Source organism: Lentilactobacillus hilgardii DSM 20176 = ATCC 8290 (assembly GCF_000159315.1).
Taxonomy (GTDB): domain Bacteria; phylum Bacillota; class Bacilli; order Lactobacillales; family Lactobacillaceae; genus Lentilactobacillus; species Lentilactobacillus hilgardii.
The window spans coordinates 377,668-390,896 of the sequence record NZ_GG669993.1 but is presented as its reverse complement, the minus strand read 5'-3'; the positions used below and the strand labels follow the sequence as shown (position 1 = coordinate 390,896).

General features: G+C 39.3%; 15 protein-coding genes and 2 pseudogenes. 4 read left to right on the top strand and 13 right to left on the bottom strand.

All coding sequences use genetic code 11. The annotated features are described in order from the left end of the window. The 3 genes and pseudogenes from HMPREF0519_RS14345 to HMPREF0519_RS05930 form a co-directional block, all read right to left on the bottom strand. A pseudogene (locus HMPREF0519_RS14345) lies at nt 1–150 on the bottom strand (PAP2 family protein); the annotation flags it as partial. Continuing rightward, a complete protein-coding gene (locus HMPREF0519_RS14775; RefSeq protein WP_004561547.1) occupies nt 83–670 on the bottom strand; it encodes a phosphatase PAP2 family protein in 588 nt (195 codons plus the stop codon). The gene HMPREF0519_RS14775 and the pseudogene HMPREF0519_RS14345, both read right to left, overlap by 68 nt. A gap of 10 nt (nt 671–680) precedes the next feature. Continuing rightward, the gene (locus HMPREF0519_RS05930; RefSeq protein ID WP_004561546.1) at nt 681–1,622 is read right to left on the bottom strand and encodes a glycosyltransferase family 2 protein; all 942 of its coding nucleotides are present in this window, start codon (nt 1,620–1,622) and stop codon (nt 681–683) included. A gap of 249 nt (nt 1,623–1,871) precedes the next feature. Between HMPREF0519_RS05930 and HMPREF0519_RS05925 the strand changes: the two genes are divergently transcribed. Together HMPREF0519_RS05925 and HMPREF0519_RS05920 are read left to right on the top strand one after the other, a co-directional pair. Further along, entirely contained in the window at nt 1,872–2,282 is a 411-nt protein-coding gene (locus HMPREF0519_RS05925) for a MerR family transcriptional regulator (protein ID WP_040472728.1), read from the top strand. Continuing rightward, entirely contained in the window at nt 2,266–3,009 is a 744-nt protein-coding gene (locus HMPREF0519_RS05920) for an SDR family oxidoreductase (protein WP_004561544.1), read from the top strand. Before HMPREF0519_RS05925 ends, HMPREF0519_RS05920 begins: the two co-directional genes overlap by 17 nt. A gap of 114 nt (nt 3,010–3,123) precedes the next feature. On the opposite strand, the gene HMPREF0519_RS05915 is transcribed toward HMPREF0519_RS05920, so the two are convergent. From HMPREF0519_RS05915 to HMPREF0519_RS05905, 3 genes are all read right to left on the bottom strand, one after another. After that, nucleotides 3,124–4,530: a sensor histidine kinase gene (locus tag HMPREF0519_RS05915; RefSeq protein ID WP_004561543.1), complete on the bottom strand. Its 1,407-nt coding sequence runs from the start codon at nt 4,528–4,530 to the stop codon at nt 3,124–3,126. Beyond that, nucleotides 4,511–5,206, bottom strand: coding sequence for a response regulator transcription factor (locus HMPREF0519_RS05910; protein ID WP_003560522.1), 696 nt, complete (start codon nt 5,204–5,206; stop codon nt 4,511–4,513). Before HMPREF0519_RS05910 ends, HMPREF0519_RS05915 begins: the two co-directional genes overlap by 20 nt. Nucleotides 5,207–5,296: 90 nt before the next feature. After that, on the bottom strand, nt 5,297–5,872 hold the full coding sequence (locus tag HMPREF0519_RS05905) for a hypothetical protein (RefSeq protein WP_003560520.1): 576 nt from the start codon (nt 5,870–5,872) through the stop codon (nt 5,297–5,299). Nucleotides 5,873–6,262: 390 nt separating this feature from the next. Here HMPREF0519_RS05905 and HMPREF0519_RS05900 point away from each other — a divergent pair, with 390 nt between their 5' ends. Continuing rightward, nucleotides 6,263–7,138 (top strand): hypothetical protein, encoded by an 876-nt coding sequence (locus tag HMPREF0519_RS05900; RefSeq protein WP_225428932.1) that lies wholly within the window; start codon nt 6,263–6,265, stop codon nt 7,136–7,138. 243 nt (nt 7,139–7,381) lie between these two features. Here HMPREF0519_RS05900 and HMPREF0519_RS13865 read toward each other — a convergent pair whose 3' ends face one another. The 3 genes and pseudogenes from HMPREF0519_RS13865 to HMPREF0519_RS05890 form a co-directional block, all read right to left on the bottom strand. Further along, nucleotides 7,382–7,534: a hypothetical protein gene (locus HMPREF0519_RS13865; protein ID WP_003554091.1), complete on the bottom strand. Its 153-nt coding sequence runs from the start codon at nt 7,532–7,534 to the stop codon at nt 7,382–7,384. Nucleotides 7,535–7,551: 17 nt separating this feature from the next. Then, a complete protein-coding gene (locus tag HMPREF0519_RS05895; protein ID WP_003560515.1) occupies nt 7,552–7,794 on the bottom strand; it encodes a GlsB/YeaQ/YmgE family stress response membrane protein in 243 nt (80 codons plus the stop codon). 402 nt (nt 7,795–8,196) lie between these two features. Next, nucleotides 8,197–9,935, bottom strand: a pseudogene (locus tag HMPREF0519_RS05890) (pyruvate oxidase). A 224-nt stretch (nt 9,936–10,159) separates the two neighbouring features. Here HMPREF0519_RS05890 and HMPREF0519_RS05885 point away from each other — a divergent pair. Continuing rightward, entirely contained in the window at nt 10,160–11,101 is a 942-nt protein-coding gene (locus HMPREF0519_RS05885; protein WP_004561539.1) for a restriction endonuclease, read from the top strand. A 213-nt stretch (nt 11,102–11,314) separates the two neighbouring features. Here the strand turns inward: HMPREF0519_RS05885 and HMPREF0519_RS05880 are convergent, their stop codons facing one another. The 4 genes from HMPREF0519_RS05880 to HMPREF0519_RS05870 form a co-directional block, all read right to left on the bottom strand. Beyond that, the gene (locus HMPREF0519_RS05880) at nt 11,315–11,524 is read right to left on the bottom strand and encodes a helix-turn-helix domain-containing protein (RefSeq protein ID WP_003554083.1); all 210 of its coding nucleotides are present in this window, start codon (nt 11,522–11,524) and stop codon (nt 11,315–11,317) included. A gap of 62 nt (nt 11,525–11,586) precedes the next feature. Then, nucleotides 11,587–11,991, bottom strand: coding sequence for a DUF2975 domain-containing protein (locus tag HMPREF0519_RS05875; protein ID WP_233419321.1), 405 nt, complete (start codon nt 11,989–11,991; stop codon nt 11,587–11,589). After that, nucleotides 11,942–12,163 (bottom strand): hypothetical protein, encoded by a 222-nt coding sequence (locus HMPREF0519_RS14340; RefSeq protein WP_004561537.1) that lies wholly within the window; start codon nt 12,161–12,163, stop codon nt 11,942–11,944. Before HMPREF0519_RS14340 ends, HMPREF0519_RS05875 begins: the two co-directional genes overlap by 50 nt. Nucleotides 12,164–12,650: 487 nt before the next feature. After that, nucleotides 12,651–13,220 (bottom strand): nucleotidyltransferase family protein, encoded by a 570-nt coding sequence (locus tag HMPREF0519_RS05870; RefSeq protein WP_040472727.1) that lies wholly within the window; start codon nt 13,218–13,220, stop codon nt 12,651–12,653. Nucleotides 13,221–13,229 lie beyond the last annotated feature (9 nt).

The window sequence follows — 13,229 nt, the reverse complement described above, 5'->3', positions numbered from 1 at the left end:
TTACCTCGTTTTTTTAGGATCTGAACCCGTTAATTGATTGATGGTAGACGCAATTTGCTGTTCGAGTCGTAAATAACTGATGTTAACAGTTTGCCACCAAGCTTGTGCTAGAATGAACCCACCTAAAACGTCCGAAGGAAAATGAACCTGTAGGTAAACTCTTGAAATGGCCACTAAACCAACCCAATAGATTAAATAAAAAGAATTGATGTTGACTCCGATTTGTTTTTGAAATAACGAAATGCCAAATTAAAACTGCCAACATTGTTGTGCCAAAGACATGGCCGCTTGGAAAGCTGTAACCTGTTGCTCTGACCAGCTCGAAAGCCGGCCGTGGCCTTTGAATAAGTTCTTTTACACATAATTCCAAAAGATCACCGCCAATTACTGTTGTTAATGTGATCAGTGAAAAAAACGGTTGTTTTCGATGGAGCAGCCACCCTGAGAGAATAAGGGCGCCAAGAGTTGTCACAATCGGGCTTCCGGCAAGGGTAATCCATTTAAAAGCAGTCAGTTGTGAAGGTTGTAAAAAGCGATGAATATCAATTAATCCGAGTTGATCAATATTAAAAAGATGGGAAGACTGTTGCTTAACCATGAAGGCGACAAGTGCAAAAAGTCCCCACCAGCTAATCAAAATCTGCGTGTTATAATTATTTTTTTTTTGCATACGAATCACCTCAACGTTCTTTTTTAATCAGGTACAGTGGTCGGTGCTTGGTTTCCAAATAGATTTTACTGATGTATTTGCCAATAATGCCCAAACACAGAAGTTGGATGCCGCCAACCATTAGGATAATTGTGACCAAGGAGGGCCAGCCAATTGTGGGGTCCCCATAGATTAAGGCGCGAACAACGATAAAAATCAGTCCAAAAATAGCTAGTATGAATGAAATAATGCCAATCCAAGAAGCGATTGCGAGTGGAACGGCTGAAAAGTCCATAATGCCATCTAATGAGTAATCTACTAATTGGCTAAATGACCAGTGTGTTTTTCCGGCAACCCGATCATGGTGGGGGAATGTCAGGTATTTTGTTTTAAAACCGACCCAGCTAAAAATCCCCTTGGAAAATCGATTGTATTCAGGAAGAGAAATGATTGCAGTTACGACTGAACGTCGCATAAGTCGATAATCACGGACACCGGAGCGCATTTTTACTTTTGAAATTTTGTTAATAAGGCTGTAAAATCTGTCTGAACACCAGGAACGAATTCTAGGCTCACCATTCCGACCGGTCCTTTGGGTGGCAATGACATCATTATCGGTGGTATCTAACAGTTCGATCATCTTTGGCAGAAGTTCCGGTGGATCCTGCAAATCGACGTCCATAACGCCGATGTATTGGCCGTCAGCTTGGGTAAAACCGGCAAGGAGGGCTGCTTCTTTGCCAAAATTACGGGTGAAGTCAATGTAATGAACTCGGTTGGGATCCTTTGTGTTTAGAATTTCCAGTTCATCAAGCGTTTTATCAGTAGAGCCATCGTTTATGAACCAGTATTCCCACTGATAATGACCGGAATGATTGGCAAATTGGGTCAAAATTTTTTCAACGGTTTTGTAAAAAATGGGGATACTTGCCTGTTCGTTATAGCAGGGAACAACGAGTGAAATAAGTGTCATAGAAGTGCCTTCCTTTTGTAGAGATGATGTCGATAAATAACCGGTTAAATCATTGTCTTTATAATAAAAAAAATCCTGCCTAGTCGAAATAGGCGGGAAAAAAGAGCCAGATGAGATTTTCACAGATTTGATTTATGGTTTAGAAAATTATTTTTAATTTGTGAGATTCTTTGTAGTAGTGCTTGCCTTGAAGTACAGACCAAGGTTTAGACTGGTAATAAGGTTGAAGTGAAGGGAGTAAAAATCAAAATGGCGACGATTAATCAAGTGAGTCAGAAATTTGATTTAATCAAGGATACGCTTCGGTATTGGGAGCGACTGGGATTATTACCGGAGATCCAGCGAAATGGAAGTGGTTATCGGGACTATAGTGAATATGATATGAATTGGGTCTTTTACGTTAAAGCGTTAAGAAAAGCCGGCATGTCAATTGAAGCACTAATTGAATTTGTTAAACTATATCGTGATGGTCAGCAAAATTCTGAAGCTAGAAAAACATTATTAATTGATCAGCGACGGGAATTAATTGATAAAATGACTGAAATCAAAAAAACTGTTGCTTATTTAAGCTTCAAAATCGATCATTTTGAGGATCATACGTTAAATTACGAAAAAGAAAAATTAGTTTACGAGGAGAAAAATAATGACAACAAAAAGTAAAGTCATCGTCATCACTGGTGCATCCAGTGGAATCGGTGAAGCAACAGCTAAATTATTAGCTAAAAAGGGACACCGGTTGGTTCTGGGAGCACGTCGAGAGAAAAAACTACAGGAAATTACAGATTCAATTAACTCGGATGGTAGTCAATCAATATATGCACCGGTTGACGTGACCGATTTAAAAAGTGTTCAATCTTTGGCTGATTTGGCATTAAAGCAATATGGTCGAATCGATGTATGGATGAACAATGCTGGGCTAATGCCTCATTCCGAGTTTATTAAAGGCAGGGTTGATGATTGGAACCGGATGATTGATGTTAATTTACGCGGTGTTTTGTATGGTATTAATTCAGCATTGCCAACGATGAGAAAACAAAAAGCAGGTCAATTCATTAATGTTGCATCAGTCGCCGCCCACAGCGTTCATCCCGGTGGAGGTGTCTATAGTGCAACCAAGGCCGGTGTTTGGATGATCAGCGAAGCATTGCGACAGGAAGAAGCAGCGGCAGGTAGTAACGTTCGTGTCACTGTGGTTTCGCCGGGAGCAATTGCGACAGAGTTGGTGAATCACGTGACCGATCCCGATCAGAAAAAAGCAATGAATGCCTACTATGATCAATTTGCCTCGTCCCCACAGCGGGTAGCTTCGGCCATCCTGTCAGCCGTTGATTTGCCTGCAGACACGGCCATTAATGAAATTGTGTTGCGACCGACACGACAAGGATAATCACAAAACCTGTTATCACGTTTGAGAGTACAATTTCTATTGACTAAACGGTCATTTAAAAAATGGCGCCAAGCAAAATTTGATTGCTTTGGTGCCATTTTTTAATAAGTCGCGTTAATTTTGATTTTCAGGGTTGTTAAAAAGGAGATTGAAACGACTACCCTGTGGTTTTAAGTCTGTAACGGTTATCTGGATATGATTTAATTCAGCAAGTTGCTTAACGATTGACAAGCCTAATCCGGTTCCTGATACCTGATGATTGTGAGCTTGATCACCGCGGTAGAAGCGTTCGAAAATTTGATCTTTTTGGTTATCGGGAATACTTGGTCCGGTATTTTGAACGGAGAGACTATATTGTGAGCCATGTTGAGACAAGGCCACTGTGATTTGTGAGTCAGCAGGTGAATATTTACCGGCATTATCCAACAAGGCGGATAAAATCTGTTGAACGTTGTCAGCATTGGCATAAACAACGGTTTTTGTTGGAATATTTACGTTAATAGTCTGTTTTAACACCGCGCGCTGTTCTTCAACAGTTTCGTTTAAAAGGCTGGTCAGGTCAATGTAATCCAATTTGACGTCTCCGCGATCAGCCCGTGAAAGTGCTAATAAATCATTAACCAATGTTTGCATTCTGGCAGATTCGTTGTTGATAAATTGAATGGAACGATCAACAATTTCCGGATGGTCCCTGCCATGACGTTGGACAAGCTGGATATGTCCTCTGATTGCCGCAATCGGTGTGCGGAGTTCGTGTGCGGCGTTTGAAATAAACGTTTTTTCCTGCTGGTTTTTATAATTAATGGAAGTGAGCAGTTCGTTAAAACTGGTTGTTAGCTGTTTGACTTCCATGGGTGATTTTGGCACCGGTAAAAGTGTTTCATATTCCAGCTCGGACTTACTTTGGTCTCGCGCAGTCTGACTCAACTGGCTAATTGGTTGCGTCAGTCGTTTAGCGGTGGATGAAATGAAGTACCAACCGAATAATAAACTTAGTAGAAAAAGGCTGAAAACAACGATAATTACTGATAACAAGACGTTAACAACCGGATTTAAGCTTAACCAGATTTGAGACATAATTCCAAGTTTACTTCCTGATCTGTAATACATGAAACCATAGCCGTCAACATAGGTTAGTGCGCGGAAAAACGGTAAATGGATTTGTTTTGCTTTTAAAAATGTTTTTGTGCCATGTGAATAAAACTTTGTCGGGATGTTTCGGGTACGGTCATTAACCTTAACGTAAGTATTCTGTGTGTTGATCGTGCTGTTTTTTCGCCACTGTTCCCAATCAGGCCGATCATCGATAATGGATCGTTTAAGACTGCCCAATAACTCAATGGATTCTGCTTGGCGCTGGTGGACAAGCTGGACGCCAACAACACCGACAACTGCCAAACTCATTAGAAAGGCAAACCAAATAAACAAGACTCGAAAACTATGCTGAATTTCCTGTGAGGTGGTCGTCATTTGAGGTGTTTTACGTTTCATTTTTACCCCTCTAACCTTGATAATTGGCACTCAATACATAACCGACACCACGGACGGTATGGATCAGTGTCTTTTTAAAATTTCGGTCGACCTTATTTCTTAGGTAGCGAATGTAAACGTCGACCACGTTAGGCTGACCCTCAAAGTCGACGCCCCAAACCAAATTAAGGAGTTCGTCTCGGGTCATGGTTTCACCGGCATTCTTAATTAATGTGAGTAATAGTTCGTATTCGCGTTGTGTGAGTTGAATGAGCGAATTACCACGAGTAACCTGTCTTGATTTTGTATTTAAAGTCAGGTCTTCGATACGGAAAAGATCATCACTTGTCGCTTGATTTTGAGAGTGACGCAACATCACCCGGATTCGAGCCAATAATTCTTCGATTTCAAATGGTTTTGTGATGTAATCGTCCGCACCGGCATCAAGACCGGCTACTTTGTCACCGACATAATCACGAGCGGTCATCATTAAAATGGGGATGTCGTCATTTTGCCGAATGCGTCTTAAAACTTCCAATCCGTCCAGCTTGGGAAGCATCCAATCCAGAATAATTAAATTAAGTTGCCCCCGCATACTTTCATACGTGTCCAAAGCCTGCTTACCATCTGTGGCTAGAATAATTGTGTAATTTTCGAATTGTAACTCAGTTGTGAGATAGGAGCTCAATCCTTCTTCATCTTCGACTAATAGAATTGTGTTCGCCATAGCATTTTCCCCCCTTAAGGATATTGTTTAGCAATATAACTTATTATCTTCTAGCTTAACGCATAAAACGTGGTTTAATAGTTAAAACCATCATTTGAGTCCAATTGTGTTGAATTGGTGACGAATAACGGTAAAAAGTGTTGGTAAATCTGCAGTAAGTAACGTGCCCAGGTCCGTTAAATTGAGACTATTGCTAAACCAGGAAGCAATAGCGGATTCAAAGGTAAAATCAAAACCAAGATCCAACCAATAGATTAATCTGCTTTCAAACAATAAAAAGTGCGATAGTTTTTGAGTGACAGTCAAATGGTGCTTTAAATAATAAACCGAATAGATTTTGGCAACATACCCGCAGACGAAGAAAAGGCTGCTAATGCCAAAATCAATATTCAAGATATTGGCAAGTGTTGTTCCAGCAACGGCTGTCAGCCCGACTAACAACCAATATATCGGTGAATGGGCGTTAACGTGATTCTTGGTTCGTTGACTTAATTGCACCAAAATTACTACCGCAATTAAGAATGTTGCTGACTGGGAAATCGTTTGAGAAAGGACAAGGGCGATCCAACTTCCAAGTCCCGTCATGATGATTCTGGTAAGCCAAAAGAAAATCGAATTTTCCGGCATTTGAAATAAATTGAATTGAAGACGCTTTGTAAGTTGCATAAATGCCACCTCGATTGTTCTTGATTATATTCAGTGTAATCAAAATGGTCGGGTGGGGTTAGTGTTCATAAATAAAATTAAAATGAGATTCTCACAGAAAATACCAAGTTGACCATAAGAGTCAAATGTGCGGATCAAAACGGTTAGAACCCGGGGTATAAGACGTCGATTTTGGAAATCCTGGGTTGGAGTTTTTCGAATCTATCCCTTATAAGGAGCGGTGCTGTTTTGAAGGGTAGTACTAAAAAGGTGCCAAATCCAAAAACATATTTTTGAAATAATGCCTGATAAGATCGGATTTTTACCAATATAACTATGGTTAAAAAAGTAGTGTACAACACAATCAATCTATGATACATTCAAGTGGAAAATATTTTGAAAGGATCCAAAATGAAAACAAATCAGCTAATCCATTTGACCAGTGAAAAGAGAAACTTTCTGGCAAATAAACTAACTGAACCGCAACGTCTTTTTTTGATTAAGCATCGAAGATATCGGATGCAGAGTAATTTTTTAAATGCCAGTTTATCCGATGGTGAGAAATGGCAATTATATGATTTTAAGGTAGATCCAAATGTTTCTGGGAAACTCACATGCAGATGCGGTCGAACACTGAAATATCAATATATCATTCAAGACCAAAGGACTAAGCAGACGCAAAAGCTTGGCATTAACCATTTCCAAGAACACATGGGCGTGCCGGGAAATATCGCAAAGCAGGTAGCGAAGGGCCTACAAGAAATCAATACCGGCATTGACGAAATTTTAGTTAACACATTTTTATCTACCGATAAGCCAAGTGACGAACTGATCGAGTTCGTACGCCGGTCAGGAGATGCCGTTCGTTATGGTACGGAGTTTTTATCGTTTATCGACATTGGTTTGGTTCCTTATAGGAAAATCATACAGGATTGCGAAAACCGGAGATTATCTATGAAGATGAAACGGAAGCGGCAAAAGTGGGTTGTCCCATTTCAAAGTGATAAACGCAAAAAGACATCCTATATTTTTCGGCAAGGGAATCAAAAAGCGTCACAGCCAACCCAAGAACATCAAAACGGGCGATCCAAAGATCAACGAATGTGGTTAAAACATTATCGGGAAGTTCAAATGCCCAAAGCTGAAGAGGGGTTAAATTATTTGGATCAGCATTTTGATCGCATGAGTTTTACAACTAACCCAAAGATCGGAAAATATATTTTGGGATTTGCATCGTATTTTATGTGTCATATTGGTAGGGCGGTCATTTTGGTATCGAAGAACTAACCGACTTTATTTTACAAATATCCTATGAAACTGATACGAGTCGGTCAAGGGCTTTGGAGGAACTATTGAAGCAAGTCCAACAGATTCTGATCTTATTTATAGAAATAGGTTTCGTGGATATTTTTGATGATCAATCATATATTGTTTTGACTTAAAATAATAAAAAAGCTACCCGGAAAAAACGGATAGCTTTTTTATTTCAATAAAGGGTACTGAATAAACATTTTGTTAAATCCCAAATTTTTAATTTGACTTTGAACCATAAATTTTATTCTGAAGCTTGTCACCGAAAATATCAATCTTTTTTGTTGCGAAAAGTGTACCACCCAATAAGACACCGCTCACAATGAGGGTACTAGCGATCATAAATTTAAAAACAGCTTTTAATGCATCCATAGTTACTCACCTGCTTTCTAGGATCGTTTAACAACAAAGGAAACAATCAGAACTAAAATAACGGCACCGATAATTGACGGAATAAGTGCCATTCCGGCCAAACTCGGTCCCCAAGACCCCAGTAGTGCTTGACCGATGGCTGATCCAATTAAGCCAGCTACAATATTAGCGATCCAACCCATCGATTGGCCGTTGTTCGTAATTGCGCCCGCCAAGGCACCGATGACGGCGCCAACAATAATTGCCCAAATAAAGCCCATGATAAATTCCTCCTAACGTGATGATGGTTATTTGTTACTGACCTAAGTTCAAGTATCAATGAAATGACTGGACACTGACAAGCTGGATATAGTTAAAAGCATTCATATCTCAACTATATATAATATTTAGGTCATTATTAGAAAAGAAACAAATATCATATATTAATTAAAGATTATCACGGCTATCTTAAAACTGTCAAAAACGAAGATTTCAAATTAACTTTTTCAGGTATCATTTATCAATAAATTCTAGGTGAATCCTGAGTTTTAGACCAAAAAGCCCTTCAGCACCAACAAATCACTATGCAATATATCTATTAGTGCCGAAAGGCTTTTGTTAAAAGACACTTCAAATAGTGATTGGGATTTTTTCCTTTGAATTCGGTGGCCTACTTGTTTTGCTTAGAAAAATTGGCGCAAAATATCTTTTAGTGGTGGTAGTTCAGGTATTTTTTTTCTTCTTTAAGATATTGGCTGCCAAATTTCATGTATCCTTTAGCTTCCTGACCGACAATCTTGCCCGGCAAAGGTGCATCATCACTGACATAAGCATTGATCAGTACCGGCATATTCTGGACCCGATAGGCTCTGTTCAATGCGTTCTTAAATTCTTCGGAAGTTTTAGCAGTAATGCCAACGCCGCCAGCCGCATCGGCAAATTTGGCGTAATCCATATCCTGTAAGTCGATTTGATAATTTAATTGGCCGGCGGCCTGTTGTTCGTATTCAATAAAGGCCAGCTTTGAATTATTGAGTACGATATTAATTAATGGTAACTTGTATTTAACTGCCGTAATGAAATCCTGCATGACCATTGCAAACGCACCATCACCATTAACCGAGATAACCGGTCGATCGGGATAATTTATTTTTGCTGCAATCGCTCCCGGTAATGCACATCCCATTGTCCCTAAGTAAGAGGACAAGATAAATTTTTGTGTTGGTGATACGTTTAAGAAACGGGCGCTCCAAGAGGTGGCTGTTCCAACATCAATTGAATAAATTGTATTAAGCGGTGCCGTTTCATTAATATCGTTAAATAATGCTTCGGGTGCAACTGGCTTGGAATCGAGTTCACGTTTGCCGGTCATCCAACGATTCCAGTTAGCAACATTTTCCTGACAGGCCTTTAAGAAACCATCATCAGGATGGAGGATCGTTGTTTCAGAAGAATTAAGTTGCTTTATAACGTCTTTGATATCGGCTACCAATCCAACATCAGCCGGATAACGTTTTCCGATTGCTGACGCACTGGTATTGATTTGGATGCTTTTGGCCGTCCCTGGTTTGGGCAAGTACGCGGTATAGGGATAATTTGTGCCGAACATTAGAAGCAGATCGGTATTTTGCATGGCTTCATAAGCCGGCTTTGTCCCCAACTTACCAACATTTCCCAGCGAATTAGGATGACTGTCGCCAATGATCCCCTTTGCGGGCAACGTTGAAATAAACGGAATATGGTTTTGCTCTAAGAAGGCCGCAACCTGGCTGCCGGCTTTTTTGGCCCCCAAGCCAATCAATGCAAGCGGTTTCTTGGAATCGCGAATCAGTTTAGCGGCTGTATTAAGGCGATTGTCATCTATTTGTGGTGATGTCAATTGGAAAGAAGAAGCGGAACTGATATAGTGGTCGCTGACCCTTTGTTCCGGAAGGTTATCCGGAATGGTTAAAACTGCGACTCCATGTTTCTCATAAGCCGTTCGAATGGCCTCATCAACGATTTCAGCTAAATTGTCAGTGGCAGAAATTAGTTTATTATAGACCGCAACGTCCGCAAATAGTTGTGGTGTATTCACTTCTTGGAAGTATTCCTCGTTTAAAAACTGGGTATCAACCTGACCAAGTAAAGCCAGTACTGGCACGTGATCCATTTTGGCATCATAAAGGCCATTTAACATATGAATTGCGCCTGGCCCACCGATTGAAAGACAGACACCAAGCTTACCGGTTAACTTAGCCTCGGCCGCTGCTGCCAAGGAAGCAACTTCTTCGTGACGGACTTGGACAAATCCGATCTGATCCTGTTGTTTGCGTAAAGCATCGACAGTTGTATCGATGGAATCCCCCGGTAGTCCATAAACGTGTTTTACATGCCAATCAATTAAAACGTCGACTAATTGTTCAGAAGCTTTTTGAGCCATATTGCGTCATCCTTTCCATAAACGATGTTAAGAAAGCTTACTTTCATTGTAGACAATTTAAATGGAATTGCAAAAACTAGAATTATTAATATAACTAATTTTAAGCAAAGTACCATTTTTAAATGGCTGAAGAGATCAGAATTATAAAGAAATTGGCGTTAAATTAATTGGAAAAGCAATGATATACTTAGATTAAAGTAAAGAAAATAGTTAAGGTGGTTAATATGGTCGTTAATCAAAACATTTCCGGGATGCCAGACTGGGATAAAAATGTCGCAATGACACTGACGGTTGTGAATGAAAGGGATAGTTGGCATCGAGTTGAGTTGAGGAAAAAAGTGGCAGATGACTTTAAGTTACCTGATAAAGTCCGCTACCGTAACTATCCAAAAAATCCTAAAAATATAATTATTGAAAATAGGATTGGCTGGGCATTAAGTGATTTGGCGATTAGTGGAGCGATTGAACGTCCTCAACAAGGAATTTATCGAATTACAACTCTGGGTAAAAGGCTTCTTGCCGAGCGGGGGATGAATTTAACCCTTGCTGAAGTATCAAATTTACCAATGTTTCAAGAGCACCAAAAAGAAGTTGCGGAACGTCGAAAACGTAAAGGTAAAATCTCAATGGATACACTTGATGATGTAGAAGATACGGCAGACGTTTCCGAAGTTTTGGCAGACAAGTCTGATAAGTACAATATTGAGGTTAAAACGGAACTGCTTCGTCAGATTATGAACAGCGACCCCATCTTCTTTGAACATCTGGTTGTCAGGTTACTATCCAAAATGGGTTATAAAGGTCCTAATGGCAGTGCAACTGTGACACCTGCAAGTGGGGATGATGGCATTGACGGGATTATTAACCAAGACCCATTAGGGACTAATACTGTTTACGTACAAGCAAAACGATATGCTAAGGATAATCGGGTTCAACGCCCTCAAATCCAATCCTTTTACGGAGCGATTAAAGGTAGAGGAGCCGAAAGCGGTGTTTTCATCACAACGTCGGATTTTAGTCGTTCGGCACGTGAGTACGCGGAGAATTTTCGAATTGTGTTAGTGGACGGTATCGAGCTTACTGACTTAATGTTGGAATACGAGGTGGGTGTTCAAGTAAAGAGCGACTATAAGTTGTATGAAATAGATAACGACTTCTTTGATTAACCGGTTATAGACAAAAGATTGTGATAAAAGGCCAAAAAAATTATTTGAAAGGGCCTGTAAAGTCAGCTTACGGAATACTGACTTACAGGCCCTTTGTTTTTTGGGATTAAGAGTCAGTTATCTAAGCTTTTGACTTCTGCCTCAACCTTTTTAGTATATAGCTACAAATGACGAATTCTTTGAAGAAGTGATTGTGTTTGAAAAAAGTGCTATTCAAAAATCACTCAAATTTGTGGTAGGGTTACTTTCTTCGTCAACGTATTCTAAGATATCCCCTGGCTGACACTTTAGCACTTTACAAATTTTTTCCAGCGTACTGAAGCGAATTGCTTTTGCCTTGCCAGTTTTTAAAATCGAAATGTTAGTTGGCGTAATACCAACCATTTTGGCTAATTCACCAGTGGAAATGTTTCGTTGCGCCATGACAACGTTTAGGGTAATTTTAATCAAAATTCAATCACATCCTTCACATCCTTTAAGCGTCTTTAGACAGTCAACTCGTTTTCCCGTTTCATTTGTTCAGCCATTTTAAATAGCATGTAGATCGCACTAATAATAACAAGTCCCACTAAATCTTCGGGAATGTCGCTCCATGTCACGGAGAAATCACCAATTTTAATACGGTCTAAATAGGTTCTTGTCAGTTGATTGGCACCTGCAAGAAACGGATCTGCTGCCAAGGTATAAAGCTGAGATACAATAAATAACCAAACCAGTTTAACATTTTCAGTGGTAAAGTACCTTTTTTGATTAAGGTTAACCGTAATCTTAACAAGTGCTTTTAATTCGTACAGAACAGCAATTATCGCTAAGATAACACCGATTGACATTAAGGCAGTGTTATATGTACGCCGGAAAGTGGTTGATGTCTGTGAGCGAAACGTGGGCATGATTTGAGATCACCTGAAAATCGTTATTATCCAGAATGTTAGATACAACGTTACCCTTTAAGGCCTGATAGATAAAATACACCGGAATGCAGAAACCAATCCAAGAAATAACAAATGATATTTGTGCCAGAAATGACACGATAAGTAATGCGCTATTCAAAAGTTTTGGCATGTGACGCATCTCCTCTTTTCTGTGCTTTGATTATAAATTATCGAAAATCGATAATCAATGCCTATTTTTCGATGACCGTATATCGCTTATCAATTATTATTAATATTATCAATAAAGAATATGAGATCAATGTCAGCTTTATATATATATCCTTAGTTATGAATTTGAGGAGAGCAAAAATAAGATTGGTTTAATTCATTTCCTATATTAGAAGAGATTTTTTGATAAATCGAAAGATAGTCGCCATTATTTTGAACTAACGAAATCCTCGGCATAGGTTAGTTAACAAAATGATTATAGTAAAAAGAAATGATGCCGTTAAATTGGCATCATTATTTATCTATCCTTGAATTGCGGATAATTAATTGGCTTGGGTAAATAAGAGATCGTAAAAGATTGAATAATGAGTCATTATGTTTAAAAAATTGCTTTTGTTTTTAATAAAGTACAAATAAAAAGCACATGTTTTTAAACGCATGCACTTCGGCTAACTATTAATAATTGCCAAATTCGGCCATCGCTTCTTCCAATTCTTTCTTTGAATACGATTTTGATAAATGGATAAGCACGTTTTGTTATTTTGAAACATCGGGATTGGCCGACACTTTAATTGAATTAAATCTGTCAGGCCGTAAGGTGCAATGATTTCAATGTCGTCGCCCTTAAGGTATGCACCAATACACGTTGGTGTTTCGACAAAGTGTGAAATTGCATCCTCTATAGACGTGAATTTTGGGGCGTCCTTAAAATCGTAATGATGCATGTAAGCTTCATTTTTTACTTGCCACTGGTAATCAGGCATCCTTTTAATTAAAGATGCTTGTATTATTTGGTCATCATTCCTTGGTCGTTGTGGGTCGAAATAGACAACATCAACGTCATTAATCAGTTCTATAGGTTGATGGCTTAACACTTGCCAGACGGTATTTCGGATACTTCCAGCCGCAAGTACGCCTTGTGGTAGGTTCAGTTGTGCAATTGCTTTCAAAATGTTCATTAAATCCGGGGACTTTTTAATGATTTGAACGACTAGACGTTTATCTGTTTTGTTGAGCATCTGGAAACC

Bases quoted from the DNA above. Each gene is read 5' to 3' on its own strand.
- HMPREF0519_RS05930 (WP_004561546.1), bottom strand. From the start codon at position 1,622: ATGACACTTATTTCACTCGTTGTTCCCTGCTATAACGAACAGGCAAGT.
- HMPREF0519_RS05900 (WP_225428932.1), top strand. From the start codon at position 6,263: ATGAAAACAAATCAGCTAATCCATTTGACCAGTGAAAAGAGAAACTTT.
- HMPREF0519_RS05910 (WP_003560522.1), bottom strand. From the start codon at position 5,206: ATGGCGAACACAATTCTATTAGTCGAAGATGAAGAAGGATTGAGCTCC.
- HMPREF0519_RS05870 (WP_040472727.1), bottom strand. From the start codon at position 13,220: ATGCTCAACAAAACAGATAAACGTCTAGTCGTTCAAATCATTAAAAAG.
- HMPREF0519_RS05925 (WP_040472728.1), top strand. From the start codon at position 1,872: ATGGCGACGATTAATCAAGTGAGTCAGAAATTTGATTTAATCAAGGAT.
- HMPREF0519_RS05880 (WP_003554083.1), bottom strand. From the start codon at position 11,524: ATGGCGCAACGAAACATTTCCACTGGTGAATTAGCCAAAATGGTTGGT.
- HMPREF0519_RS14340 (WP_004561537.1), bottom strand. From the start codon at position 12,163: ATGCCAAAACTTTTGAATAGCGCATTACTTATCGTGTCATTTCTGGCA.
- HMPREF0519_RS13865 (WP_003554091.1), bottom strand. From the start codon at position 7,534: ATGGATGCATTAAAAGCTGTTTTTAAATTTATGATCGCTAGTACCCTC.
- HMPREF0519_RS05895 (WP_003560515.1), bottom strand. From the start codon at position 7,794: ATGGGCTTTATTTGGGCAATTATTGTTGGCGCCGTCATCGGTGCCTTG.
- HMPREF0519_RS05920 (WP_004561544.1), top strand. From the start codon at position 2,266: ATGACAACAAAAAGTAAAGTCATCGTCATCACTGGTGCATCCAGTGGA.
- HMPREF0519_RS05905 (WP_003560520.1), bottom strand. From the start codon at position 5,872: ATGCAACTTACAAAGCGTCTTCAATTCAATTTATTTCAAATGCCGGAA.
- HMPREF0519_RS05875 (WP_233419321.1), bottom strand. From the start codon at position 11,991: ATGCCCACGTTTCGCTCACAGACATCAACCACTTTCCGGCGTACATAT.
- HMPREF0519_RS05885 (WP_004561539.1), top strand. From the start codon at position 10,160: ATGGTCGTTAATCAAAACATTTCCGGGATGCCAGACTGGGATAAAAAT.
- HMPREF0519_RS14775 (WP_004561547.1), bottom strand. From the start codon at position 670: ATGCAAAAAAAAAATAATTATAACACGCAGATTTTGATTAGCTGGTGG.